Annotated in this window: 23 protein-coding genes, 1 pseudogene and 1 riboswitch; of the genes and pseudogenes, 14 read left to right on the top strand and 10 right to left on the bottom strand. The window is 34.0% G+C overall.

What is annotated here, in order from left to right:
- Positions 1-11 precede the first annotated feature (11 nt).
- The 3 genes from malC to malR all read left to right on the top strand — a co-directional run bounded on the left by malC (position 12) and on the right by malR (position 3,462).
- Entirely contained in the window at positions 12-1,313 is a 1,302-nt protein-coding gene (gene malC / locus NHG49_RS20380; RefSeq protein WP_001194989.1) for a maltosaccharide ABC transporter permease MalC, read from the top strand.
- Positions 1,314-2,156 carry a maltosaccharide ABC transporter permease MalD gene (gene malD, locus NHG49_RS20375; protein WP_064474923.1) on the top strand — a complete coding sequence of 281 codons (843 nt, stop codon included), beginning with the start codon at positions 1,314-1,316 and terminating at the stop codon, positions 2,154-2,156. It begins immediately after the preceding gene.
- Between the two features lie 283 nt (positions 2,157-2,439).
- Positions 2,440-3,462 (top strand): maltose operon transcriptional repressor MalR, encoded by a 1,023-nt coding sequence (gene malR, locus NHG49_RS20370; protein WP_064474924.1) that lies wholly within the window; start codon positions 2,440-2,442, stop codon positions 3,460-3,462.
- Positions 3,463-3,475: 13 nt separating this feature from the next.
- Here malR and NHG49_RS20365 read toward each other — a convergent pair whose 3' ends face one another.
- Both NHG49_RS20365 and NHG49_RS20360 read right to left on the bottom strand, forming a co-directional pair.
- Complete coding sequence (locus tag NHG49_RS20365) at positions 3,476-4,639, bottom strand: aminotransferase A (RefSeq protein ID WP_000434595.1); 1,164 nt, start codon at positions 4,637-4,639, stop codon at positions 3,476-3,478.
- Between the two features lie 123 nt (positions 4,640-4,762).
- Positions 4,763-4,963: a hypothetical protein gene (locus NHG49_RS20360; RefSeq protein ID WP_000929285.1), complete on the bottom strand. Its 201-nt coding sequence runs from the start codon at positions 4,961-4,963 to the stop codon at positions 4,763-4,765.
- 309 nt (positions 4,964-5,272) lie between these two features.
- Between NHG49_RS20360 and kinB the strand changes: the two genes are divergently transcribed.
- A complete protein-coding gene (kinB, locus tag NHG49_RS20355; RefSeq protein WP_000420381.1) occupies positions 5,273-6,547 on the top strand; it encodes a sporulation sensor histidine kinase KinB in 1,275 nt (424 codons plus the stop codon).
- A 38-nt stretch (positions 6,548-6,585) separates the two neighbouring features.
- Here the strand turns inward: kinB and NHG49_RS20350 are convergent, their stop codons facing one another.
- Entirely contained in the window at positions 6,586-7,335 is a 750-nt protein-coding gene (locus NHG49_RS20350; protein ID WP_064474926.1) for a DUF3967 domain-containing protein, read from the bottom strand.
- Between the two features lie 237 nt (positions 7,336-7,572).
- Between NHG49_RS20350 and nucA the strand changes: the two genes are divergently transcribed.
- Together nucA and comJ are read left to right on the top strand one after the other, a co-directional pair.
- Entirely contained in the window at positions 7,573-8,007 is a 435-nt protein-coding gene (gene nucA, locus NHG49_RS20345) for a DNA-entry nuclease (protein ID WP_064474927.1), read from the top strand.
- Positions 8,008-8,043: 36 nt separating this feature from the next.
- A complete protein-coding gene (comJ, locus tag NHG49_RS20340) occupies positions 8,044-8,433 on the top strand; it encodes a competence protein ComJ (protein WP_098103105.1) in 390 nt (129 codons plus the stop codon).
- Between the two features lie 37 nt (positions 8,434-8,470).
- Here comJ and metE read toward each other — a convergent pair whose 3' ends face one another.
- Positions 8,471-10,759, bottom strand: coding sequence for a 5-methyltetrahydropteroyltriglutamate--homocysteine S-methyltransferase (gene metE / locus NHG49_RS20335; protein WP_154131167.1), 2,289 nt, complete (start codon positions 10,757-10,759; stop codon positions 8,471-8,473).
- 128 nt (positions 10,760-10,887) lie between these two features.
- A riboswitch (cobalamin riboswitch) is annotated at positions 10,888-11,076 on the bottom strand.
- 346 nt (positions 11,077-11,422) lie between these two features.
- Here metE and NHG49_RS20330 point away from each other — a divergent pair.
- Positions 11,423-11,873 (top strand): annotated as a pseudogene (locus NHG49_RS20330) (NUDIX hydrolase).
- 189 nt (positions 11,874-12,062) lie between these two features.
- Here the strand turns inward: NHG49_RS20330 and NHG49_RS20325 are convergent.
- A complete protein-coding gene (locus tag NHG49_RS20325) occupies positions 12,063-12,620 on the bottom strand; it encodes a PadR family transcriptional regulator (RefSeq protein ID WP_064474931.1) in 558 nt (185 codons plus the stop codon).
- Between the two features lie 91 nt (positions 12,621-12,711).
- Positions 12,712-14,253 (bottom strand): MDR family MFS transporter, encoded by a 1,542-nt coding sequence (locus NHG49_RS20320; RefSeq protein ID WP_088047235.1) that lies wholly within the window; start codon positions 14,251-14,253, stop codon positions 12,712-12,714.
- Between the two features lie 424 nt (positions 14,254-14,677).
- Between NHG49_RS20320 and NHG49_RS20315 the strand changes: the two genes are divergently transcribed.
- Entirely contained in the window at positions 14,678-15,178 is a 501-nt protein-coding gene (locus NHG49_RS20315; RefSeq protein ID WP_048563239.1) for a hypothetical protein, read from the top strand.
- Between the two features lie 31 nt (positions 15,179-15,209).
- Here NHG49_RS20315 and NHG49_RS20310 read toward each other — a convergent pair whose 3' ends face one another.
- A complete protein-coding gene (locus NHG49_RS20310) occupies positions 15,210-15,443 on the bottom strand; it encodes an SPP1 phage holin family protein (RefSeq protein ID WP_076539911.1) in 234 nt (77 codons plus the stop codon).
- Positions 15,444-15,606: 163 nt separating this feature from the next.
- On the opposite strand from NHG49_RS20310, the gene NHG49_RS20305 reads away from it, so the two are divergent.
- The gene (locus tag NHG49_RS20305) at positions 15,607-16,248 is read left to right on the top strand and encodes a diguanylate cyclase domain-containing protein (RefSeq protein ID WP_088047236.1); all 642 of its coding nucleotides are present in this window, start codon (positions 15,607-15,609) and stop codon (positions 16,246-16,248) included.
- Positions 16,249-16,901: 653 nt separating this feature from the next.
- Positions 16,902-17,564, top strand: a complete 663-nt coding sequence (locus NHG49_RS20300; protein ID WP_064474935.1) for a YkyA family protein — start codon at positions 16,902-16,904, stop codon at positions 17,562-17,564.
- A 31-nt stretch (positions 17,565-17,595) separates the two neighbouring features.
- Here NHG49_RS20300 and NHG49_RS20295 read toward each other — a convergent pair whose 3' ends face one another.
- A complete protein-coding gene (locus NHG49_RS20295) occupies positions 17,596-18,054 on the bottom strand; it encodes a YkyB family protein (protein WP_000804864.1) in 459 nt (152 codons plus the stop codon).
- 168 nt (positions 18,055-18,222) lie between these two features.
- Between NHG49_RS20295 and ppx the strand changes: the two genes are divergently transcribed.
- Together ppx and NHG49_RS20285 are read left to right on the top strand one after the other, a co-directional pair.
- Complete coding sequence (gene ppx, locus NHG49_RS20290) at positions 18,223-19,770, top strand: exopolyphosphatase (RefSeq protein ID WP_255299869.1); 1,548 nt, start codon at positions 18,223-18,225, stop codon at positions 19,768-19,770.
- Between the two features lie 107 nt (positions 19,771-19,877).
- Positions 19,878-21,986, top strand: a complete 2,109-nt coding sequence (locus NHG49_RS20285) for a polyphosphate kinase (RefSeq protein WP_258126466.1) — start codon at positions 19,878-19,880, stop codon at positions 21,984-21,986.
- Positions 21,987-22,159: 173 nt separating this feature from the next.
- Here the strand turns inward: NHG49_RS20285 and NHG49_RS20280 are convergent, their stop codons facing one another.
- Both NHG49_RS20280 and NHG49_RS20275 read right to left on the bottom strand, forming a co-directional pair.
- Positions 22,160-22,396 carry a hypothetical protein gene (locus tag NHG49_RS20280; protein WP_048563234.1) on the bottom strand — a complete coding sequence of 79 codons (237 nt, stop codon included), beginning with the start codon at positions 22,394-22,396 and terminating at the stop codon, positions 22,160-22,162.
- Between the two features lie 97 nt (positions 22,397-22,493).
- The gene (locus NHG49_RS20275) at positions 22,494-23,351 is read right to left on the bottom strand and encodes a metallophosphoesterase (protein ID WP_064474938.1); all 858 of its coding nucleotides are present in this window, start codon (positions 23,349-23,351) and stop codon (positions 22,494-22,496) included.
- A 244-nt stretch (positions 23,352-23,595) separates the two neighbouring features.
- On the opposite strand from NHG49_RS20275, the gene fadH reads away from it, so the two are divergent.
- Both fadH and NHG49_RS20265 read left to right on the top strand, forming a co-directional pair.
- Positions 23,596-24,360 (top strand): 2,4-dienoyl-CoA reductase, encoded by a 765-nt coding sequence (gene fadH / locus NHG49_RS20270; RefSeq protein ID WP_000660897.1) that lies wholly within the window; start codon positions 23,596-23,598, stop codon positions 24,358-24,360.
- Positions 24,361-24,615: 255 nt separating this feature from the next.
- Positions 24,616-25,833 (top strand): EAL domain-containing protein, encoded by a 1,218-nt coding sequence (locus NHG49_RS20265; RefSeq protein WP_046957433.1) that lies wholly within the window; start codon positions 24,616-24,618, stop codon positions 25,831-25,833.
- Positions 25,834-25,917 lie beyond the last annotated feature (84 nt).

Raw genomic sequence — 25,917 nt, 5'->3', positions numbered from 1 at the left:
GGGGAAGGAACATGCAAACATCTATGGAACCAGCAAACGGTTTAAACGGTTCAAAGCATAGGAAAATGGCAACCATGTTATCTATCATTCCAGGCGTGGGCCAAATGTATAATAAGCAATTTGTAAAAGGTCTTATTTTTCTAGTATTAACAGGTTCATTTATTGTAGCCTTTGCTGATTTATTAAATATGGGATTATGGGGAATTGTAACGCTTGGTACAGAAGTTCCACGTGACCATTCTGTCTTTCTATTAGTAGAAGGAATCTTGGCACTTATCGTCATCGTGTTTGGACTCGGAATATATGCATTTAATTTATATGATGCATACCAAAATGGGAAGAAACGTGATATAGGAACACCGTTAAACTCTGTAAAAGAGCAATACCGTAATTTACTAGATCAAGGTTTTCCATATTTAATGGTTTCACCAGGTTTTCTATTACTTATCTTTGTAGTTGTATTTCCAATCATCTTCGTAATTTTAATTGGATTTACGAACTATGATTTATATCATTCTCCTCCAGCTAAATTAGTAGATTGGGTAGGATTTAAAAACTTTATTGATATCTTTACATTACCGATGTGGAGAGAGACATTTTTAAGTGTATTTTCTTGGACTGTCATTTGGACATTCGTTGCAACGACATTACAAGTTGCGCTTGGTATTTTCTTAGCGATTATCGTAAATCAGCCTGGTATTAAAGGGAAGGCAATTATTCGAACAATCTTCATTTTACCATGGGCAGTTCCAGCATTCGTATCTATTCTTGTTTTCTCTGGTATGTTTAATGAAACATTTGGAGCAATTAACAATCAAGTATTGGCTTTATTCGGAATTGAAAAGATTGCTTGGATGACAGATCCATTTTGGGCGAAGATTGCTTTAATTATGATTCAAACGTGGCTTGGATTCCCATTTGTCTTTGCAATGACGACAGGTATACTGCAATCGATTCCGGGAGAATTATATGAAGCAGCTACAGTAGATGGAGCTACAGCTTGGCAACAGTTTCGTAAAATTACATTGCCACTTGTTCTATATGCAACAGCACCAATATTAATTACGCAATATACGTTTAACTTTAATAACTTTAGTATCATCTATCTATTTAACGGCGGAGGTCCTGCTGTAGCTGGACAAGACGCAGGTGGAACAGATATTTTAATTTCATGGATTTATAAGTTAACGATGACTTCGGCGCAGTACGGGAAAGCAGCAGCTCTTACAATGATATTATCGTTAATCGTTATTACAGTTGCGTTATGGCAATTTAAGAGAACAAAATCATTCCAAGAAGAGGATATGATGTAAATGAATATTAAAAAACAAAAGATGTTACGTCTCTCATTAAGTTATTTCGTTATTTTCGTAATGTGTGCCATCATTTTCTATCCATTATTATGGATTATTGGCTCATCGTTTAATCCAGGTGATAGTTTATCCGGATCAAGTATTATTCCACAAAATGCAACGTTAGATCATTATCGTAAGTTATTAGATTTAGAGAATAGTAATTATTTACTATGGTATAAAAACACGTTAAAAGTAAGTGTTATAACGATGATTTTCTCAGTGTTAGCAATTAGTTTTACTGCTTATGCATTTTCGAGATACCGTTTTGTTGGAAGGAAAAATGGTTTATTAACGTTTTTAATTCTGCAAATGATTCCGAACTTTGCGGCGCTAATCGCTCTATACGTATTAGCACAGTTAACAGGGTTAATCGATACGCACCTTGCATTAATTTTAATTTACGTAGGCGGGGCAATTCCAATGAATACATGGCTTATGAAAGGATATTTTGATACGATTCCGAAAGAATTGGATGAGTCAGCTCGTATGGATGGGGCAGGACATTTCCGTATTTTTTGGCAAATCATTATGCCACTTGCAAAGCCAATCGTAGCGGTTGTGGCATTATTCACTTTCATTGGTCCATTTACAGATTTCATTTTAGCGAGTGTTATTTTGCGTACACCAGAAAATTATACGTTAGCAGTTGGGTTATATGAAATGGTAGCGAAGAAATTTGGTAATGAATTTACAACGTTCGCAGCGGGTTCAGTATTGATTGCAATCCCAATTTCAATTTTATTCCTATCACTACAAAAATACTTTATCTCTGGTTTAACTGCTGGAGGTACGAAAGGATGAAAAATGGGACGTTACGTCCCATTTTTCTTTTCATCTCCCTATAAAAAAATTTATAGGGAGATGAAAAGAGATTTGACATCACATATGCAAAGAAGTGAAATAAATAGTATATTATAGTATAGGAAAAAAGAGCTATATCCCTTACAATACATGGAGAGGGAGAATATGATAGGTATTACAAGATAGAATCAATGAAAGTTTATGACTTCTCCTATTACTTGCAACGGGTGCAAGATTAAAATATATAACAAAATGGCAGAGAAGTGAGAGGAGGGGGATTTTTATGACAGTTACAATTAAAGATGTGGCGAAGAAGGCAAATGTAGCACCATCTACCGTTTCTCGTGTAATTGCTGATAATCCAAGTATAAGTGAAAAAACAAAGCGTCGTGTTCGGAAAGTAATGAGTGAACTAGGGTATCATCCCAATTTAAACGCAAGAAATCTAGCTAACCAAACAACAAAAACACTTGGTCTTGTTATGCCAAGTTCTGCAAGTAAAGCTTTTCAAAATCCGTTTTTCCCAGAAGTTATAAGAGGGATTAGTTCATTTGCACATGTGGAAGGGTATGCGCTTTATATGTCGACAGGTGAAACGGAAGATGAAATTTTTAATGGTGTTGTAAAGATGGTACAGGGGCGCCAAATTGGTGGCATTATTCTTTTATATTCAAGAGAGAATGATCGGATTATTCAATATTTGCATAAACAAAATTTCCCGTTTGTTTTAATTGGGAAACCGTATGATCGAAAAGATGAAATTACATATGTAGATAATGATAATTATACAGCTGCAAGAGAAGTAGCAGAATATTTGATTTCATTAGGTCATAAACAAATCGCGTTCATCGGCGGTGGATCAGATTTACTTGTAACGAGAGATCGTTTGGCTGGTATGAGTGATGCTTTAAAATTAGCGGACATTGTATTACCAAAAGAGTATATTTTACATTTTGATTTTTCGAGGGAAAGTGGTCAACAAGCCGTTGAGGAGTTAATGGGACTACAGCAACCACCGACAGCAATTGTGGCAACGGATGATTTAATTGGACTTGGTGTGTTAAGTGCTCTTTCTAAAAAAGGATTCGTTGTACCAAAGGATGTTTCCATTATAAGCTTTAACAATGCTTTATTATCAGAAATTGCGAGTCCGCCACTTTCGACAGTTGATGTGAATATTTATCAACTAGGATATGAGGCAGCAAAAGCTTTAGTGGATAAAATAGAGAATGCGGAGTCTACTGCAAAGTGTATTATTATTCCTCATAAATTACTAAAGCGCCAAACTTGCGATCATTATGCATAAAAAAGCTAAGAGTTTAACTCTTAGCTTTTTGTTGTAGAAAGGCCTCTAATCGATCACAGCCTTCTTTTAAAGTTTCAATACTATACGCATAGGACAAGCGAAGATAGCCTTCACCATATTCAGAAAATGCAGTTCCAGGAACGACAGCTAGTCCAGCTTCTTTGACAAGGTCAAGTGCAAAATCAAATGATGAAGAAGTTAAATGACCAACATATGGGAATAAGTAAAATGCACCTGTTGGCTTTTCAACTGTTAAGCCCATTTGAATGAGTCGATTATATACGTAATCACGACGTTTTTTGTATTGATGACGCATCATTTTTGGTGCATCTTTAGCAGCTGTTAATGCTTCAATTGCAGCATACTGAGCGATTGAAGTAGCACACGTTACGTTGTATTGATGAACTTTTAGTATATGTCCTGCTAAATAGCTTGGTGCGAACAATAGACCGATACGCCAGCCAGTCATAGAATGAGATTTTGATAAACCGTTAATGACGATAGTCTTTTCACGCATTTCTGGGAAATGAGCGATAGATGTATGCTTTTGTTCATATACAAGTTCGCTATAAATTTCATCAGAAAGGACGAAAATATTTTTATCTTTTAAAACAGTTACAATATCCTGTAATTCTTCTTTTGATAAAGTTACACCAGTTGGATTAGAAGGATACGGCAGTACGACGCATCTTGTTTTTTCTGTAATAGCATTTTCTAGCGCTTCGGCTGTTAAACGGAAGCCAGTTTCACGAACATCGATAAAAATAGGTGTAGCACCGCATAATCGAATAATTGGTTCGTATCCTGGATAAATAGGAGCAGGTAAAATAACTTCTGTTCCTGGCTCTAAAATCGTTCGGAATGCAATATCAATTGCTTCACTGGCACCGATTGTAACGATGGTTTCGTTTTCAGGCGAATACTGTAAATCGTAGTTATCTTTTACAAAGTTACAAGCAGCCTTGCGTAATTCTAGTAAACCGGCGTTATGTGTATAGCTTGTATAATTTTCTGTAATAGCCCGTTTTGCCGCTTCTTTTACGAGAGAAGGCGTAGGGAAATCGGGTTGACCAATTGTTAAAGAGATAAGATTATCATAGTTTTGAATCATGTTAGAGAATTGACGGATTCCAGAAATTTGGATGTCCTTCACTCTAGGGTTAATGAATTGTTCCATTGTATCTCCCTTTCTTCCGTTTGAAAATTAAGTTCATTTTAACATATTTTCTATGATTTCGCTTGCGTATATGTTATGTAGAAAGAGAGCGATAATAGAAAAAAAGCCGCTGTAAGCGACTTTTTAATATCCGTACTCCCAATCTATTTCATCTTCATTCCAAAGTACAGAGGATACTTTGCCAAGGTGAACAACTGATTCATTCACAGCACATGTGCAATTTTCTTCTCCGGTTTTATGCTGTAACTCTTCATATACTGATTTTTCAACATTTTCTAGAACAACCAAATTCTCTTCTTTTAAAACAAGCGTAGTACCCGCCATATTTATCTTCCTCCTACTAAAATAATGATCACTTATTTGTAAACATAGATAGTATGGATTATATGCTGTATTTTGCTATAGTTGTCCGTCTCATGAAGTATTTTTTATTTTCTTTGTAATCCGTATTCATTGTATACTGCCCGACGGAAATTTGGTACAGGGTTTACATTCATTTCGAAAATCTGTAACAATTATTATGTGTTGTTAACAAAGAATTAACAAATATGTTAAGAAAAATCAAAATTTTAAAACAAATAAACCCGTAAAATGATATAATCATATCAAAATACATATAGGGGATGAGAGGCTATGGAGCTGATCCGTGATTTAATGATCCAAATTGCCATCATTATTTTGCCACTATTTTTATATGAAGCGATTCGTTTAAATCGTTATCAAGAAATGCCTCCGAAGCCGAACCGCTACTTTATTATGTTTTTATCCAGCATTACACTCGTTCTCTCCATGACATACTCTATTTGTTTTGGTGACATTTGTGGGTATAACTTTCACCCAATCCCGATTGTTAGTGGTTTTTTATATGGTGGGATTGTTGGTTTAATCCCGGCCGTTATTTTTGTTGCATATGAATGGGCGCTAAAGGGAATGAGCCTTCTTCCAGTCATAGAAGTAATATTTCTATTGATAGTTCCATTATTTTTATCAAAGAAATGGTCTCTATTTTCAAGGGATAAGAAGCTAATTTTAGCATTTATGATTTCATCACTATACGTACTTGTTTCTTTAGTGATTGGCATGATTAACGTTCTGTTAGAAACGGGGTTTACACCACATATTTCACACTTATATAGCGGATATATATTTGCTTCGCTTATTATGGTTATGACTATGGTATTTCAAGTGTACTTAACAGAATATTTAAACGAAAATGCAATATTACGTACAGAGATGCAAAAGTCAGAAAAGCTTAATATTGTAAGTGAGTTGGCAGCAAGTGTTGCACATGAGGTTCGAAATCCACTCACTGTTGTTCGTGGTTTTATTCAATTGTTAGAAAGTACGGAAGATGTGAAAAATAAGGATTATATGCGTCTCGTATTAGCCGAATTGGATCGGGCAGAACAAATTATTTCAGATTATTTGAATTTAGCAAGGCCACAAATTGAGAAAAAAGAACACATTTGCTTATCCGCTCAATTAATAGAAATGACAACTCTTATGTCATCATTTGCAGCGATGCAAGGTGTATATTTGCAAGTTGAGATTTCTGAAAGTCTTTATACGATCGGTGATAAGACGAAACTGAAGCAAGCTATTATGAATGTTGTTAAAAATGGTATTGAAGCAATCCAAGGAAATAAAGGATATTTAAAAGTAACGGCTATGCAAAAAGATGAAACGATAGTAATAAGAGTTAAAGATAGTGGTGTTGGAATGACGAAAGAACAGTTAGTAAGACTGGGACAACCGTATTATTCTTTAAAAGAAAAAGGGACAGGATTAGGACTTATGGTAACATTTAGTATTTTACAAGCGCATAATGGTACGCTGGAATATAAAAGCGAAAGTGGGAAAGGAACTGAAGCGATTATTATATTGCCAGCTGTAAGAAATAAGGAATAAAAGTTACCGATGGAAGGTAACTTTTTATTTTATATTGTTTATTCATTTGTTTTTTCTTGTTTTGCTCGGCTAAATAAACTTTTAAATGATTGCAAGAATCCTTGCTCTTTTGATGCAGCAACCATTCTTTTTGTTTCTTGAATTTCGCGAATTACTTGCATAAGTTGTGCATCCCGATTGCTGTCTTTATTATAAATTTGATTTACGAGTTTATTCATTTTTTCCTCTTGCTTAGATTCGCGTTTATACATATGATTCATTAATAAGTCCATCTTTTCTTTTTGCAGGGCATCTGTTTGAGCGGCATGATCCACTAACTCTTGTAGCATTTTTTCTTGAGAGCCTTCTTTTACATAAACTTGTTGCATCAATTCATCTAGCTTTTCATCTTTTAAACGATTTTGGGTAATAAGGGTAGAATTTTGATGAATAATTGCTTCATTTAATTGAGCGAGCATTTCAAGTTTTAACATGAACTCCTCAAAGTTACGCCCATCTTCTTTTTCTTTCGTTTGTATTTCTTGCTTATCTTGTATAGCGGGTACAGGCGGGTCCTCTTTTTCTTTTAAAATAATAGGTATCGTTTCTGAAATGTCTTCTTGCAATGTAGCAGCTCTTTCATGTATAGATTTCAATAGTTTTAAATCATCCAGTTTATAAATGCGAGCATCAGCTGTTTTGGAAATGATATAACCATGATCCTCTAACAGTTGACTATATTTGCGAACTATATGTTTTGGGATGCCTGTTTTATTCGTGACATCTTTCGTTTTATAGGTAGCTTCCATAATATTTCCTCCCCAAAAAGTATCGTATATATCATTTCAATCTTTTATGAGGACTTCCTTTGAAAAAGAATGTCGGAAGGTTATTAGTTTTCTACAGCATTAGTGAAAAGATGAAGGAAAATGAGAGTTTTTTGGCGGAATGGCGAAGAAGAGCTAAAATAATGTCTGAAAACATATACAGGAGAAGTTTGTTATAATAACGGAGGCAAAGAAACTGGTAGAATCATGGAGGTATACATGAAGCAATTAAAAGGTATTATCATTTCAATTATTGCAATTCTTTCTATTGTAGTAGCGGTGTATGAAGTACTTGTTCCAGAGGAAACAAGTATCAAAAAAACGAATACGTATGATCAAGTTCTAGAATTTCCGAAAGAGCGATATCCAGAGACAGGGAAACATATTACGGATGCTATAAAAGAAGGACATTCAGAAGTTTGTACAATCGATCGTAGTGGTGCTGCGGATAGAAGGAAATTATCGTTAGCTCCATATCCATCAAAAAAAGGGTATGATCGTGATGAATGGCCAATGGCGATGTGTAAAGAAGGTGGAAAAGGAGCACATATTGAATATATAAGTCCAGCAGATAACCGCGGAGCAGGGTCTTGGGTAGGAAATAAGTTGGACAAATACCCAGATGGTACGCGTGTGAAATTTGACGTAAAGTAGTAGTTGCATATTTCATAATGAAGGAGAATGGGAACGATGGAGTTAACAATTTCTTATTCGCAATTAATGTTGATGAACTATGACGGTGATCAGCCTTACGTTGACTGGACGGATGAAGATTTTGAAAGAGGTTATGCGAAGGCGGATGGAACTGTTATTTTTGAAGCACTCTCTGATTATACTTGTGAAGTGAAAGTGACTTGCGGGAAGCATATTGAGAAAGAAGAAGCGATTAGAACGGTTACAGTTCCTTTTACAGTTGAAAATGGATGTATCGTTGTAACAAGTATTCTTTCAAATAAATTTCAAATTCCTATTGCGAATGGTGAGTATACAGTTGTATTACAGGCAACTCCTCTTGAAGAACCAACGGATGATGAATTATATAAAATACAATACGAATTCTTTTTTGAAAGTAAAGAATAAAAAATGGGTTATCCTCAATAAGGATAACCCATTTTCGTTATGCGTTTGTTTTTAGCAGGGAGCGAGCATCTTTTGCTGCTTGCACCATGTGCTCTAAAGCTGGAATAACTTCTTCTGTTCTTCTCGTTTTTAAACCACAATCAGGATTAATCCAGAAATATTTAGGATCGCATACTTCTAAAGATTGTTCTACGATTTTATACATTTCATCTTTACTCGGTACACGTGGGCTATGAATATCATATACACCTAGACCGATGCCTTTTTCATATGTTGTATGTTTTAATGTATCAATAAATTCACCGTGACTTCTTGATGTTTCGATAGAAATCACATCTGCATCTAATGCGCGAATCGCATCAACAATATCTTCGAAGTTACTGTAACACATATGAGTATGAATTTGTGTTTCATTTGCTACAGAAGAAGTTGCTAAAAGGAAGGATTGAACTGCCCATGTAATATAAGTGTCCCAATCTTTTTCTTTTAGTGGCATTCCTTCACGAAGTGCTGGCTCATCGACTTGGATTACTCGAATTCCGGAAGATTCAAGTAGTTCAATTTCGTGACGAAGAGCTAATGCAATTTGATACGAAACTTCTTTTCTTGGAATGTCATTTCGAACGAAGGACCAATTTAAAATTGTAACAGGTCCAGTTAACATTCCTTTTACAACTTTCTCTGTTAAGCTTTGTGCATAAACAGTTTCCTTAATAGTCATTCCGTTAATAAAGGCTACATCACCATAAATAACAGGTGGTTTTACGCAGCGGGAACCGTATGATTGTACCCAACCGTTTTTAGTGAATGAGAAACCAGCAAGACGCTCACCGAAATATTCGACCATGTCAGTTCTTTCAAACTCACCATGTACAAGGACATCAAGACCAATTTCTTCTTGGTAACGAATCCATTTTTCTGTCTCTTTTTCAATAAATTTTTCATATTGTTCATTTGAAATAACACCGTTACGCCATTCTTTTCGCGTTTGACGAACTTCAGTTGTTTGCGGGAAGCTACCGATAGTTGTTGTTGGTAACAATGGTAACTCTAGGGCAACTTGTTGTAATTCGTATCGCTTTTCAAATGGAAGAGGACGTGAGAAATCTTCTTCTTTTAGTGCTGTTCGTGCTGCTTTGACATCTTCACGGTTACGTACAGCAGATGAACGAATTGTATGATGTACATTTCGATATGTTTCCAGCTCATTACTAATACTTTCTGTACCTTGAGTGAGAGCAGAGTGAATGAGAACTAACTCTTCTAATTTTTGATTTGCAAATGCTAACGCATCGAATAGTTCAGTCGATAAGTGAATTTCTTCTGTTTTATCGATTGGTGTATGCAATAAGCTACAAGAAGGCTGAACGATGAAGTCTTTCGTTTGGACTTGTTTTTGTAACGTTGTAAATAACGTAAGAACTTCATCAAGGTCAGCTCTCCAAATGTTACGGCCATCTATACAACCGACAGCTAAAGTTTTATCAGCTGGGAATCCATATTTTGAAATAGCATGTAGATTACCTTCTTTACCATGAACGAAATCTAATCCAATACCGGATACAGGGAATGTAATAATTTCTTCATAGTTTTCTTCTACACTATCAAAATATGTTTGTAAAAGAAGGTTCGCATTTGGAACTTCTTTACGAATAGCTTCATAAATTTCTTTTGCTTGTTGAACTTCTTCTTTTGTTAAAGAAGCGAAAATCGGTTCATCAACTTGAATGACTTGTGCACCAGCTGCATGTAGTTCTGAAAGCAGTTGTACGTATGGTGCAACTAATTGTTTTAAAATCGTAGCGAATTGTTCTTGTGTATAACCTTTAGCTAATTTTAAGAAAGTATATGGTCCTAAAATAACAGGTTTTCCATCTACTCCTAATTCTTGTTTTGCCTCTTCGTATAAGCGAAGTGGACGATTATCTTTTAAAGAGATTTGTAATCCCTCTTCATATTCAGGAACGATATAATGATAGTTTGTGTTAAACCATTTTGTCATTTCAGAAGCTACGTGATCTTTAGAGCCACGCGCCATTGCGAAATATACATCAAGGTAAGATGTAAACTCAGAAAAACGTGATGGGATAAATCCTAGCATATAAGCCGTATCCAAAACGTGATCATAATATGTAAAGTCGCCAATTGGAATGAGTTCAATCCCTTTTTCTTGCTGTACTTTAACGTGTTGAAGGCGAATTTCTTTCATCGTTGTTAAAAATTGTTCTTCATCGATTTTATTGGACCAAAAAGCTTCCAATGTTTTTTTCCACTCTCTTTGTAGTCCGATACGTGGATAACCTAAGTTACTTGTTTGAATTGCCATTTTAAATTCCTCCCTAATTGAAAGTAAGCATTTCCGTTTACTGGGAAATACCTATAACAAAAAGCATAAAGGCATAGAAAATAAGCCTTCCTTTTTGTTTTAACACCTCATCATCATCCGTGAATCTATCAGTGTTGCTAAAACAGGCAGGTCTCCTGACTTATGCTTCATATAATTTCTTTCACCTTCCCGTTTTCACAGTGGCACTAAACAAGAAATCTCAGCATTTACAGTGGCGGGACCGTGTTGGAGTTTCACCAAGCTTCCCTTTTAAACACGAAACGAAATTTTCGTGTACCTATTTTCCTTTTGAAAGGAAGTTAACAAGCGATATGATATTGAAACAAATTCTAACACAATTTTTGGAATTTTGTCTACTGTTTTAAAATAAGAAAATTCTAAAGTTTTTAATTTTGATTATTATGATTTTTCTGAGTTTTCTTTAAGGCAAAGGGAATTGAAATGAAGAGCGATTAAACATACAAAGAAGTATACACTTGTATAGAGATAAGATACGAGTTGTGTTATTTGAAAACTCTTCCGTATTCTGAGAGATGGAAGGAGATTGAATGGTTCATTTTGAAATAGTAACTTATCACAAGAAAGAGTAAGGCTCCTGTATAAAGATAAATATACTAAGTTTGTAGAAATGGGGAATTTCAATTGGAACAAAGTACACAAAATATTTATTCACCGCCAAAACATATAGTTTCAGCAGCGACAATTGTAATTAATGAACAAAAAGAAATCCTATTAATTAAGGGACCTAGAAGAGGATGGGAAATGCCAGGTGGACAAGTTGAAGAAGGGGAGTCTTTGAAAGATGCTGCAATAAGGGAGACTAAAGAGGAAACAGGTATTGATATTGAAGTATTAAAATTTTATTGAAGTATTAAAATTTTGTGGAGTATTCCAAAATGTGAACCATTCAATCTGTAATACGTTGTTTTTGGCTAGACCAGTTGGAGGTAAATTAACGACTACACCAGAAAGTTTGGAAGTGGGGTTCTATCCTATTGAGCAGGCGTTAGAGATGGTGAATTTTATGAATTTCAGACAAAGAATTGAATACAGTTTGGATGAAATTCAGCAACCTTTTTATATAGAATTTTAAGAAATAATCTTCTATTATAGGATGCCGGTGATAAATAAACCTTTGTTATATTTTTGAGTGCAGTGAAATAAGTATCTTATAGCGAAAATAAAATAAGTATCCCCCGTCCTAAATTAGAACGGGGGATACTTGTTTAGGTTTTAACATTAAATAACTTTATTGTCTTTTTACAGTTTCTTCTTTATAAGTTTACCTTTCATCTATATCAATTTCTGACAGTCGCCCTGCAACTGCATCTGTAAGGAGGGTGTTTAACCATTGTAATTCAACTGTAATATGTTCAATAACGCTTTGTAAAATATATAGTTGTGCACGTGGAATGTGTCCTTTGCTACAATCATAAATAGTTTGCATTTTATGTAAATATTGAACGGTATCATTTTTCTTTTTTTCTAAAATAGGAATTAACTCTTGATCATCACCAAAATGAGCGAAAGAGAGTGCTGAATAAATTGGTTTATAGATTTGATTTTTTGCCTCGAATTGTTTTAATAGTAACGTGTGAAATAACCGTTTACCTTCTTCTGTTATATGAAAGATTGTTTTATCGGGTCTATTCGTATCTCGAACAATCGTGGTAATACGAATTGCACCCTGCTTTTCTAATTGCTCGAAGGCGTAGTAAAGTGATCCTTTTGCATATTTAATATAACAATCCATTTGTCGTTCTTTCATGATGTGCTGCACTTCATATGGATGTTTATCTCCTTCGAGTAGCAAGCCGAGAATGACTAATTTCATGCTCATGCTGTCTCAACTCCTATAAATAAAAACTTTATACATATTATAAACGGCATATCCGTTTTCATAAAGGGATATGCCGTTTCTTTTCTCTATATTAACTTACTTGCTTTTGTTTTTGTTTCGTTTTTGGACCTGTAAAGAGGCGTTCATTGCCCATAAGTAAAATACAAATAATACTTAGTACAGCCGGAATAAGTGCCCAGAAGAATGTACTGGCAATAGAGGTAGCGAGAGCATCTTTAATACCAGTTAATATTTCAGCTGGAATCTTCTCGGTAGCACCTTGTGTTAATAAGAAACTTGTGTCTCCGCCTTTTGGAGCTAATTTAGCTAGTTCAGGAGGGAACACAGTGTTTAATTTAGTAGTAAAAATATGGTTTTGAATTGTACCGAAAATCGTTACACCAAGAGTCATACCGAGTGAACGGAAGAATGAGTTTGTTGATGTAGCAGAACCACGGTCTCGCATTTCTAACTTGTGGATAGAAGACATACTTAAAACTGAGAACGAGAAACCAACTCCAAGTCCAGTGAGAACCATAAATAGCGTTACAAGTAGACGAGGTGTATCCATTGTTAAAGTGCTTAGTAAATAAATACCAATTACGAAGAAAACGCCAGATACCATCATGATGTTACGATAGCTTGTTCGAGAAGCTAACTGTCCACCTGTTTGACTTCCAATTACAGAGCCAACCATCATAGGTGTTAAAATTAATCCAGCATTTGAGGCTGAACCGCCGAGAACACCTTGAACGAAGATTGGGATATAAACTGTACAGATAATAAAAGCGGCACCATAGAAAAAGGCAACTCCTTGGCTAGCTGCGAATAAAGGTTTTTTAAATAGATGGAAAGAAATGATAGGTTCAGTTGCTTTTCGTTCTACGAAGAAGAAAATAATAAGCATAATAACAACTGTTGTAAATAAACCGATAATTACAGTGGAATTCCATGCGTATTCTTTACCACCAAGTTCTAAGGCGAACATTAAGCAAACGATACTAATAACAAGTGTAATAGCGCCGGCCCAATCAATTTTTTGTTTTCTAAATTCTAGAGATTCACTGTAGTATTTAGTAATGAAGAAGAAAGAGATAAGTCCTAATGGAATATTAATATAGAAGACCCAATGCCAACTTATATAGTCTGTAATATAAGCACCTAATAAAGGGCCGAATACACTAGATGTCCCGAAAACCGCACCGAATAGCCCTGTCATTTTTCCACGCTTTTCTGGTGGGAATATATCGTACATAATCGTGAAGGCGATAGGCATAAGAGCACCGCCGCCGATCCCTTGAATTGCTCTATAAATACTTAGTTGCTCAATACTAGATGCTGTCCCGCAAAGTGCAGAACCGAATAAGAAAAGAATGAGACCACCAATATAAAAGCGTTTCCGTCCGTACATATCAGAAAGTTTTCCGAAGATAGGCATCCCTGCCATTGTTGCTACCATATATGCAGACGTGACCCAAACGAACTTGTCAAATCCTCCTAGGTCTCCAACAATCGTTGCCATTGCTGTTGCAACGATTGTATTATCCATTGCCGCCATTAAAATACCAAGTAATAAACCTGCAACAACAAATTTTGTATTGTTGGAGTCTTTTTTTGATAATTGAGATTCCAAATATAACCCTCCTTTAATAATAAGTAAACTATATGAAGTTTTGAGTGCAGCACATAAAAATTTAAAGTATAGTTCTTTCAAATTAATTTAAACAAGTGCACTGACAAAGCCATAAAGAATATTATAGTCAAATTTGACTAAAAGGCAAACTTTTTCTTCCGTCAAAATATTCTGTTGTATGGACAGCAAAAGAGTGAGTAATACTTAATATTGGTATAAAGTCAATGAAGGAAATTGTAAAAAAATATTTCAGTAAGAATACTGCCTGTTAACAGAGGAAAAATGGTTTTTTCTTTATATTGTCGAATAGGATACAAGGAAGAGCAATAACTATATATCGTTTGTAACAAGCTTTATTAATATGGTGTAGAGAGGTAGAATAAGGTCGTATGGATGATGCATCTGAAATGGGGTGAATATTATTGTGAAAATATGGAAACGAAATTCGGATCAAGGAAGGCATTCAATACCGCTACAACCAGTATTATGGATTGATGGCTCAAAAAAGGAAAGCGAATGTCCTAATATAGCAGTTACATTACAAATCCGTAGTATGTATAAAGAAAAATTTTCATATGAACTGACCTATGATGTAAACGACATACTTATTATTCGAATTGAAGTAGAAAATAAAGGAATGGAAATGATTTCACGAGTTGTAGTAAGTCATATGATTCGAGATTATTTTGCATATATCCCAAATTCATTAAAGGCTGATAAGGGGATGAGCGAGTTTTTGTTCCAGCTTGTAAGGTGGCGAATCGAAAATTTATTACCGAATGAGAAAGTAGAACTAATTTGTAAAATAAAAGCAAATAAAGATAAAGCAATTAAAAACGCATTATTTCAGGCTACATATACATTTCAATATAAAGGAGTATCATATGGTCCGCTGCAAACAAATGAAGTTGTTGTGCGGCAATGATAAAAAGGAACCTGTAAGAAAGGTTCCTTTTTTAATGAAGATTGTGTTTTTTGAGTACTTTTTTTTGCTCGATTCCTTTTTTTCCTACATAATTATTTTTATAACCAAAATATAAAATGAAAAGAAAGGAAGCAACATTTACAATAGCGTCAATTTGATCGTTTGTAATAAAGTTCACTCCGAAAGAATTACATAATAATTTTAACGATAACAGAAAGCCTGCTAGTAAACGTATAATATCTGATAGATTTTCTTTTTGTAGCATACAGATCACCTCTTTCTAAAACGATATATAGTATATATATGAAATAGAATAAAAATGGTATACAAGCTTAAGCGAAAATGTACACTCAATGTGTACATTTTTTATTTTGTAGAAAAACATAATTGTTATAGAAACATATATTGGTATAGAAGGGAGGAGAAGTATGAAACATAAAGGAAAAATTAGTGGGTTATTACTTGGGAATACAGTGGCAGTTACAGAGTGGATTGCGCTTCAGGATGTAATTACAAAACTGGATTCGCGATCATTTTATACCGTCTTTATTATTTATATATTGCAAATGATACTCAGCTATTATTTTGGACATTGGTATGATAAAAGAGCGAGTGGACGTATGGATACGGAAGTAGGAGGAATGGCAAGTAATGATTTTGTAGTTGATTTTTTTGAGAAAGTAACTGCTCTGTCAGAACGGGATTCTCATAATATTACAGTGTACATTCTTTCTATGAAAGAATGGAAAGGACTAAAAGAAACAGTGCAAGAAAAAAATTTGGAGGTGTTAGTACAAAAATTGGAGAGTACAATTGTAAAGACAATTCGTAAAGGGGATGTTGTTACTAGGTGGGACGAAAATAAGTATGTTATTGTGGCAGTTGATAACGGACATGAAAAGTCGACGATAACAAACCGATTAATGAAAAATATTGAAAGTGAAATAGAAAATGGTTTGTTAAGTATGACGCTTTTATTTGGAGCTGCTAGTTATCCAATAGAAGGAAAAACTTTTGAAGAATTGTTAAGAAAGGCACAAAATCAATTGTACCAGCATAGGGATTTGTAAGAAAATGAGTGAAACTTTGATTTGAAGAAATATGATATGAAGAAGTTTTGAATGTAACATTTTTTTGACTTTTATTACAAAAAGAACTTTTATTGTAATAAAAGTCTTTAAAAATATATGGAATAAGCATATAATTATGATGGATGTGTCAATGCATTTTGCACAATGTGTTTCATTTTAAAAGTGTAGAGGGAAGCATGCTCTACACTTTTCCTTTTTAGGGAATGACAAGAATAATTGTAAGTTGTTGCAAGATAGCATTTATACTGTGTAAAATGAACAAATAGATTATTTGATAGAAAGCCGGAAAGGGAATGATAGAATGATAGACGTGAGAGAACAACGATCATCTTTTATCAGGTGAATTATTATTACTGTTGTTCTTCAAATTATTATGGCTGTGATGAATTCCGTTGTACTTTTATGTAATACATAGTATGAACAGACTTTAAAAAGTGCTAAGTAAAAGATGGATATGAAACTGCTAATTGGTTCAAAAAAGTAAAATGTAATTTTAAGTAATACAATTTGTACAAGCATTATAAACAATATCAATGATTTTCGTAGAAAAGGTGCGAGTATGGAGTTTATAGAAGGATATATAATTTTCATAGCTTTTTACACGATGATCGTATATAAGTAGGAGGAAGAAGATGTTGAAATATAGTAAATTAGCAATTGTAACTGCATTATCAATGACTTTATTAGCCGGTTGTTTCGGACCGAAACCAGAAGAGGAATTATATGTTGCATTTGAAAATGCTGCAAAGCAAGAAAAAACAATGTTTGAAGATGCAAAGAAACTTGAAACTTTAGAAAAAGAGGGACAAGAATTATATAACCAGATTGTTCGAGAAGGAAAAGATAATAATCAAACTGTTAAGGAAAAATTGAACCAAGCAGTGAAAAATACAGATGAACGAGACAAAGTGCTTAAAAAAGAAAAAGAATCTTTAAGTAAGGCACAAGAAGAAGTAAAATCAGTAGATAAATATGTGAAGAAAATTGAAGATAAGAAATTGAAAGATCAAGCGGATAAAGTGAAAAGCACATATGAGAAACGACAAGATTCATTTAACAAGATGTATGATAGCTATAATAAATCGTTAAAACAAGAAAAAGAATTATATACAATGTTACAAGATAAAGGTACAAAATTAAAAGATATTAGTGAAAAAGTAAAAGTAGTAAATCAATCTTATAAGGATATTGAATCAGAAAAAGACAAGTTTAATGAATTTACAAAATCTTATAATACAGAAAAAATAGCTTTTTATAAACAAGCAAATATTAAAATTAAAGAAGAGAAAAAATAAAACAGTTTGGCCTACAATTGGCCAAACTGTTTTATTTTTTTGTATAAGTACGACTATACCATGGGACAGGTTCACTTAATTTTTTTTCTTGTTTCAGTGCTTCAGGACCAATATAATCTTGAAGTGTTTTTTTTGCTACTGTTAAAGATAAGGTTGTTTTCGGATTTCGATAGGAGGATTCAAGATGACCAAGATGTGGTAGGATTCGAAAATCTTCTTTGGTAGGAGGAATATGGAAAAAATAATCACCTAAACGTATAAGAACATCAGATTGTTGTTGGCTAAAACGTGGATTTCTAGAAAAATGTAATCCTTCTTTAATAGCTTTTTTTTCAGCAATTAAGCGTTCTAAAGCCGTCTTTTTTAACCAGTATAAATACTTCGGATTAGTTGCAGCTTTAGCATGACGATTCACAACGAAAATAGATTGAGCTAGTCGATTAATAGAATGTTGGTTTTGTAATTGAGATTGTGGTTGTGAAGGTTTCATATTGAATCTCCTTTCAATTTTTCATTATTATAACATAAATAAAAGAGGTTTTTATTATATGCAAAAAGTGATTGTATATATTTTCAATATTAAAGCAATATTGTTACAAAAAACAACTATTTTGTATAATAGTAATAGAATGTGTTTTAGAAATTTGATAATGAAAGAGTGAGAAGTTTGAAAGAAATATTAAAACAGCAATATGCCATTATAGATATTGGATCTAATACAATGCGTTTAGTTATTTATGAAAAGCAAAACGGAGGTTTTTATAAGGAGATTGAAAATACGAAAGTGGTTGCTCGGTTAAGGAATTACTTAATTGATGGTGTGTTGATGGAAGAAGGAATAGAGGTATTGTTACAAACGTTATTTCAATTTCAAGAAAGTACACGATTCCACCAGTTGCATCATGTACTTTGTGTTGCAACAGCAACAATTAGACAGGCTGAGAATCAAGAGGCAATTAAAAAACTGGTTGAGGGACAAACAGACTTTACTCTTAGAGTCTTATCAGAATATGAGGAAGCACGTTACGGCTATTTAGCAGTTATGAATTCAACTTCGTTCTCTGAAGGAATTACAGTAGATATTGGTGGAGGAAGTACAGAAGTTACATACTTTCGAAATAGAGAGATTCTAGAGTACCATAGCTTTCCTTTTGGAGCACTTTCTTTAAAACAACAATTTATTAAAGAGGATATACCTACTGAAGACGAGTTGGAAAAGATTCAAACGTACTTAGAATATCAATTTCGAACATTACCATGGTTAATTGATAAGAAATTGCCTCTTATTGCAATTGGTGGTAGTGCGAGGAACTTAGTGAAAATCCATCAAAATTTAATTTGTTATCCTATAGCAGGGGTACATTTATATAAAATGAAAGAAGAAGATATTAAAAATGTGAAAGAAGAATTGGAAGCATTGTCGTTCATAGAAATTCAAAAATTGGAAGGATTGGCAAAAGATCGAGCAGATACAATTATTCCAGCAGTCAAAGTTTTTCATACGCTTGTTAATGTTATAGAGGCACCAGCATTTGTGTTAAGCAGAAAAGGGTTACGAGAAGGTGTTTTCTATGAAGAGTTGACAAAAGATTTGGGGATTTCATATTATCCGAACGTAGTCGAAGAAAGTTTACATTTATTATCACATGAATATGAAATGGATATGGAATTTGTAATTCAGCTTATTAAACATGGAAGATTGATTTGTAAACAGCTTGAAGAAACAGGGCTAATTTCTATGTCAGTAAAAGACTGGGAAGTATTTCATCAAGCAGCGAAAGTATTTAATATAGGTAAATATATAGACGAAGAAGCGAGTCGCTTACATACGTTTCATTTATTAGCGAATAAAACAATTGATGGTATGATGCATAAAGAGCGAGTTAGATTAGCGCTTATTGCGTCTTATAAATCAAAAATGTTATTCAAACAACACTTGTCCCCATTTGAAGGATGGTTTGATAAAAATGAACAAAAAAAAATCCGCCTATTAGGGGCTGTTTTACAATTTTCAGCAGCTCTAAATATAAGACAAAGATCGCTTGTTGAATCGATATCTATAATAGAAAGTAAAGAAGGATTAACATTTAAAATTGTATGTGAGCAATCGGCATTAGCGGAAAAAGTACAAGCTGAAAAACAAAAAAAGCAGCTGGAAAGAGTGTTGAAAAAGACTATTAATTTATCCTTCGAATCAAAATGTTAAGTTGTACGGATGTCTTTACAAAAAATTAACACCTTGGAATATTGTAATTTGCTAAAATAAAAGTAACTAAATTATAGTAAAAAAGTTTCAGGGGAAGTGTGAAGAGGATGGAAATGTTGATGGGGAATATAGTAAATTTAAATGATACAGCTTATTACAACAATCGAGAATTAAGTTGGTTAGCATTTAATGAACGTGTACTACAAGAAGCACAGGATGAAACGAATCCGCTCTTGGAAAGATTAAAGTTTATTAGCATTTTCAGTTCCAATTTAGATGAATTCTTTATGGTACGCGTAGCAGGATTGAAGGATCAAGTGAGTGCTGGGTTTAACCAACCAGAAAATAAGGCTGGCTTAACACCAAAAAAGCAATTAAATAAAATTGCGATAAAGGCCCATGAATTAATGACTGTACAATATGATACGTTTAAAAATTATGTGTTGCCAGCGCTGGAGTTAGAGGGGATTGAACGTTTAACATTCCACGATTTGACGAAAGAACAGAGGGAATTTATAGAAGAGTATTTTGATGAGCAAATTTTTCCAGTCTTAACACCTGTAGCTATTGATGCATATCGTCCATTTCCCATGTTATTAAATAAAAGTTTGAATTTAGCTACTCTTTTATATGATGAGAAACAAGTGGAGGAAGAAAACCGTACGAAGTTAGGGATTGTACAAGTTCCTTCATTACTCGAACGCTTCATATTTTTACCGAGTGAAGGGCAAAAGCATAAATTTATTTTATTAGAAGATGTAATTAGTGGTTTTACCCATAAATTATTTACAGGATATAATGTATCATCAGTTACTCGTTTTCGTATTACACGCAATGCGGATTTAACAATTCATGAAGAAGGTGCAAGGGATTTATTAAAGGTAATTGAAAAAGAATTAAAAAAGCGTAAGTGGGGAGCTGCTGTACGTTTAGAAGTTGGCAAAGAGCATATTGATGAAAGAGTATTAGCATTATTATATGAGGTGTTGGAAGTAAAAGATGAAGATGTGTATATAATGGATGGACCGTTAGATTTAACATGTCTATTTTCTTTATATAAAAAACTAGCTCCTGTATATGAACATCTTGTATATCCGGCTCTTATTCCGCAACGGCCTCAAGACTTAGGGGATGCGGAAGATGTATTTGAAAAAGCGATTGAGCATGATATTTTATTACATCATCCTTTTGAATCATTTCAGCCAGTAGTTGATTTTGTCCGTGATGCGGCAGACGATCCGAATGTACTTGCAATCAAACAAACATTATATCGAGTAAGTGGGGATTCGCCGATTATTCAGGCGCTAAAGGTAGCAGCTGAAAAAGGGAAGCAAGTTACGGTATTAGTTGAATTAAAGGCAAGATTTGATGAAGAAAATAATGTGAATTGGGCTAAAGAATTGGAACAGGCGGGCTGTCATGTTATTTACGGTGTAAGCCACTTGAAAACACATAGTAAAATTACGCTAGTTGTAAGAAGAAAAAACGGAAAAATTGAAAGGTTCGTACATCTTGGGACTGGAAATTATAATGACGCGACTGCAAAGTTATATACTGATTTTGGGTATATTACATCACGAAAAGACTTTGGGGTCGATGCAACAAATTTCTTTAATTATTTGAGCGGTTATACAACAAAGCCGCATTTTCATCATTTATCGGTTGCACCATTTGATATAAGAGAGCAATTTATGGATTTAATAGATGAAGAAATCCGTTATCATAGGCAATATGGAAATGGGTATATTATCGCTAAGATGAATTCATTAACAGATAAACCATTAATAAAAAAAATGTATGAAGCATCACAAGCTGGAGTAAAGGTAGAGCTCATCGTTCGAGGAACATGTTGTTTAAGGCCTGGTATTCCAAATGTAAGTGAGAATATTCGGGTAATTAGTGTTGTTGGGAGATATTTAGAACATAGCCGAATTTATTATTTCCATCATAATGGAGAGGAAAAGACATATTTATCTTCAGCTGATTGGATGACGCGAAATATGGAAAAGCGAGTAGAAATATCTTTCCCAATATTAGATATTGAAATGAAGGCGAGAATTAAGGCGATTTTACAGCTTATATTAGCTGATAATGTGAAAACGCGCGAACAAAATAAAACCGGTGATTATTATTATGTTATTAATAGTAGTACAGAAGAAATTGATAGCCAAGTGAAGTTGTTTAAGATGGCGTATCAAAACACGGATGCTGAATAATGAGAACAAAGTAAAAAAACCTCTTAAAAAAGAGGTTTTTACTTTGTTCTCTACTTATTATATGTTCTCTAAATAAATGGATGCGTAGAGAGAATAGTTTTTATTGTAAGCATGTTAATAGATCATGGATCGGTCAAGAGAGGGAATAACATTGGTAGAATTGTGGCAGTACATTAATAATAGTATGGTTGTTGACAAGGTCCACCATAACAAGGATAAGGTGTTGGCGGTGGGAAAGGTGGTGGATATGGTGGATAATACGGTCTAGGACCGAAAGCCAATGCACCGCCTAGCAGTCCGCCAGCAATGCCAGCTAGAAATGGGACGCCAAAAAACGGAAAGAAGCGTGAGTCGCCTACTGGACCAATAGGTGCTGAACGGACTGGGATTGGTTGATAATATGGGTACATGAACAAACCTCCTTTATTGGACTCACTTTTATCATATGGTAAATGAAACGTGGATGAGCGCGTACAAGAAAGGATATGTAAGAAAATAGGCGAATTATTACGAATGTTGGAGCGTGAAAATCGTAATTTCAGGTTTTGACATAAATCGGAATGGGACACGTGTTCTTCCAAGGCCCCGATTGACATAGAGAGCTAAATCTTGAATCGTATAGAAGCCTTCAACATAGTTTTTAGCAAGTGATGGGGTAATAATAGCGCCTAAAAAAGGAATTTGCACTTGTCCGCCATGGCTATGACCAGAAAGTTGTAAGTTAACTGGATATTTAGCGATTTGCGGTGCAATATCTGGCTCGTGAACAAGAACAATGTTATAAGTATTTTGCCTCGCGTACTGTAGTGTCTCCTCTATTTTTGGTTTGCCTAGTAGTATATCATCGAGCCCGAAAATTGAAATTTCACTATTATCCAGTAGACGGATTCTCTTTTCGTTATTTAGTAATAGTTCAAATCCAGATTCACGCATGATGTGCTCATAGTATTCCGTTCCATAGCCGCCGTGATCATGGTTACCATAAATAGAAAATTTACCGAAGGGTGCTTGTATATTTTTTAAAATGGATGCAACGAAAGGGGTGGCAGTATATGTTTGATAATTATCAATGAGATCACCAGTAAAAAGAACAATGTCGGGTTTTACAGCATTAATTTTAGAAACGATTTGAGATAAATGTTGGAGAGAGAAATAGTATCCGAGATGTAAATCGCTAAATTGAAGAATCTTCATACCATGAAAACTTTTGGGTATGAGTTGCGATGTAAGTGTATGCTCTGTAAAAGAGAGTAAATGAGGCTCAATATATTTAGCGTAATAGTACCCGATGCTAGTGGTTATAAATGAATATAGACAAGTGCGCATGCCAACTTTTAAAAAATCTCTTCTAGTAATTTTCTTCATAAAAATATGAGTATACCTATTTGACTTATATCACATGTGTTCGTTACATCTACAGGTTACTCAAATCTCCTTTCAGTTTATTTGAAATATATTTTAAATAATAAAAAAGTAGTATAGATTACGAAAAAAATGAATGAAAAGAAACCTCTTTACGTTAAAATATCAGAAAAGTTTAAAAATATAAAGATTTCTATTAAATAAAATGATAAAATGAATGTGTATTCATTTTTGGGAGGGGATGTATGTGAAAGAAAAGGTAGTTATTATTACAGGTGGATCAAGCGGAATGGGAAAAGGAATGGCGATTCGTTTTGCAAAAGAAGGGGCACGAGTTGTTATTACAGGACGTACAAAGGAAAAACTAGAGGAAACAAAGTTGGAAATTGAACAATTTCCAGGGCAAATATTACCCGTACAAATGGATGTAAGAAATACTGATGATATTCAGAAAATGATTGAACAGATTGATGAGAAGTTTGGACGAATTGATATTTTAATAAATAATGCAGCTGGAAACTTTATTTGTCCAGCAGAGGATTTATCCGTGAATGGCTGGAATTCGGTCATAAATATTGTGTTAAATGGCACATTTTACTGTAGCCAGGCTGTCGGAAAATATTGGATTGAAAAAGGTATAAAAGGGAATATCATTAACATGGTAGCAACATATGCATGGGATGCAGGTCCGGGAGTTATTCATTCGGCTGCAGCGAAGGCTGGAGTGTTAGCAATGACGAAGACGCTTGCTGTTGAGTGGGGACGTAAATATGGAATACGAGTTAACGCTATCGCGCCAGGACCAATTGAACGTACGGGCGGTGCTGATAAGTTATGGATTTCAGAAGAAATGGCTAAGCGTACGATACAAAGTGTTCCGCTTGGAAGGCTGGGTACGCCAGAAGAAATCGCAGGTTTAGCTTATTATTTATGTTCAGATGAAGCTGCGTACATAAATGGAACTTGCATGACAATGGATGGAGGACAACATTTACATCAATATCCATTTTAAAAGGGATGAGAAAATGAATGTTTGATCCATATTCTTACGGTTAAATGTGACGGAATTGTGACATGTGAAAGAAAAGTGTTTACAAGAGGTCATATATACGTTATATTTAAGACCTCTTTTTTCTTCATAGTAGAATTGCTAATTCCCCTTAGCATTTTACCCCTCTAATCCCTTCAGGAAAACTGAAGGGATTTTTTATTATTTTTCCGTAAATATCATGTTATAATTTTTGAAAAGTAAAGGGAGGGAAGCGCGTTGATAGATGCATTAGATGTAATGAGTAACTTGGATAAAGTCCTTCCTTATTATCAAGCTATTTTTAGTGCTGATGAGCATACTGTAATTGGATATGAAGTAGTAGGACGTATTCAAACAGAAGAGGGCATACAAAGTCTAGCTTCTTTCTTTCATGATGATTCTATTCCGAGTGAGTTTCAACTGGAAGCGGACAACATTATAGTAGAAAAAGCTTTAAATCGTTATTTAGAAAGTGATCAAAAATTATTATTATTTATACATCGGAATGCTAACGTATTAATGAACGATGATGATGAAAGTTTACTTCAACTTTTATTGATGTATGAAGAGCAAGGTTTAAATTTGAAACACATTGTTTTAGAAATTACAGAACATGAATGTCAAGAAGATATAGAGCAATTTAATCATTTGCTTATGTATTATCGTACATATGGTATTCAAATTTCGATTAATAAAGTCGGAACGGGTACAAGTAATTTAGAACGTATTAGCGTGTTAGCACCGGATATTTTAAAAGTAGATTTAACAAACTTAAGGCAAACTGCACTTTTACAATCTTATCAAGATATTTTATATTCTTTATCATTACTTGCTAGAAGAATTGGTGCAACATTGTTATATGAAGAAATAGATGCTTTTTATCAACTACAATATGCTTGGAAAAACGGTGGTAGATATTATCAAGGAAATTATTTGAAAGAGTGCTTACCTGATTTTATTGAAACGAACGTTTTGAAAGAACGACTTGGTAATGAGTGTCATCAATTTATTCAACATGAGAAGAAAAAGTTACAAAAGATTTATAATTTAACAGAAATGTTACGTGATCGAATTGGTGATGTTCTAGCCAAACAGAAAAAGAATGAAGATATAAATGATTGGTTATTACAATTTAGCCAAAGTGTATCACAGTGTAGTTTTCGCATATTTATTTGTAACGAAGATGGTTTCCAACAATCAGGAAACGTTATGAAAAAAGATGGGGAATGGATTGTGATGCCTGAGTATTATATGAAGAACTGGAGTTGGCGTCCGTATTTTCTAGAAAATATTATGAAAATGCGTTTTGAGAATAAGGCAAGACTTTCAGATTTATATGCTGATATTGAAACCGGTGAGATGGTACGAACATTTTCCTTCCCAATTGATGATGAAAACTTTTTATTTATAGATTTATCGTATGAATATTTATATGAAGAAGATGTTTTATTTTAATGCACGAAGAGATTCGTGCATTTTTTGTTTGTTTTTATCATAAATTGGTAATAGTGAAAATGGTGATGAAAATGCTGTCTATCG

It is taken from the genome of Bacillus sp. IBL03825, assembly GCF_024712505.1.
Classification (GTDB): domain Bacteria; phylum Bacillota; class Bacilli; order Bacillales; family Bacillaceae_G; genus Bacillus_A; species Bacillus_A wiedmannii.
The sequence above is the reverse complement of the archived record's forward strand: the minus strand, read 5'-3'. Positions and strand labels throughout refer to the sequence as shown.

Excerpts from the sequence above, each read along its gene's own strand:
- nucA (WP_064474927.1), top strand. The coding sequence starts at position 7,573 with ATGAAGCAATTAAAAGGTATTATCATTTCAATTATTGCAATTCTTTCT.
- NHG49_RS20325 (WP_064474931.1), bottom strand. The coding sequence starts at position 12,620 with ATGAGCATGAAATTAGTCATTCTCGGCTTGCTACTCGAAGGAGATAAA.
- NHG49_RS20310 (WP_076539911.1), bottom strand. The coding sequence starts at position 15,443 with ATGCTACAAAAAGAAAATCTATCAGATATTATACGTTTACTAGCAGGC.
- NHG49_RS20360 (WP_000929285.1), bottom strand. The coding sequence starts at position 4,963 with ATGGCGGGTACTACGCTTGTTTTAAAAGAAGAGAATTTGGTTGTTCTA.
- NHG49_RS20275 (WP_064474938.1), bottom strand. The coding sequence starts at position 23,351 with ATGAAGAAAATTACTAGAAGAGATTTTTTAAAAGTTGGCATGCGCACT.
- NHG49_RS20295 (WP_000804864.1), bottom strand. The coding sequence starts at position 18,054 with ATGAAACCTTCACAACCACAATCTCAATTACAAAACCAACATTCTATT.
- NHG49_RS20285 (WP_258126466.1), top strand. The coding sequence starts at position 19,878 with ATGGAAATGTTGATGGGGAATATAGTAAATTTAAATGATACAGCTTAT.
- NHG49_RS20365 (WP_000434595.1), bottom strand. The coding sequence starts at position 4,639 with ATGGAACAATTCATTAACCCTAGAGTGAAGGACATCCAAATTTCTGGA.
- NHG49_RS20350 (WP_064474926.1), bottom strand. The coding sequence starts at position 7,335 with ATGGAAGCTACCTATAAAACGAAAGATGTCACGAATAAAACAGGCATC.
- NHG49_RS20280 (WP_048563234.1), bottom strand. The coding sequence starts at position 22,396 with ATGTACCCATATTATCAACCAATCCCAGTCCGTTCAGCACCTATTGGT.
- metE (WP_154131167.1), bottom strand. The coding sequence starts at position 10,759 with ATGGCAATTCAAACAAGTAACTTAGGTTATCCACGTATCGGACTACAA.
- malR (WP_064474924.1), top strand. The coding sequence starts at position 2,440 with ATGACAGTTACAATTAAAGATGTGGCGAAGAAGGCAAATGTAGCACCA.
- NHG49_RS20300 (WP_064474935.1), top strand. The coding sequence starts at position 16,902 with ATGTTGAAATATAGTAAATTAGCAATTGTAACTGCATTATCAATGACT.
- NHG49_RS20305 (WP_088047236.1), top strand. The coding sequence starts at position 15,607 with ATGAAACATAAAGGAAAAATTAGTGGGTTATTACTTGGGAATACAGTG.
- malD (WP_064474923.1), top strand. The coding sequence starts at position 1,314 with ATGAATATTAAAAAACAAAAGATGTTACGTCTCTCATTAAGTTATTTC.
- comJ (WP_098103105.1), top strand. The coding sequence starts at position 8,044 with ATGGAGTTAACAATTTCTTATTCGCAATTAATGTTGATGAACTATGAC.
- kinB (WP_000420381.1), top strand. The coding sequence starts at position 5,273 with ATGGAGCTGATCCGTGATTTAATGATCCAAATTGCCATCATTATTTTG.
- malC (WP_001194989.1), top strand. The coding sequence starts at position 12 with ATGCAAACATCTATGGAACCAGCAAACGGTTTAAACGGTTCAAAGCAT.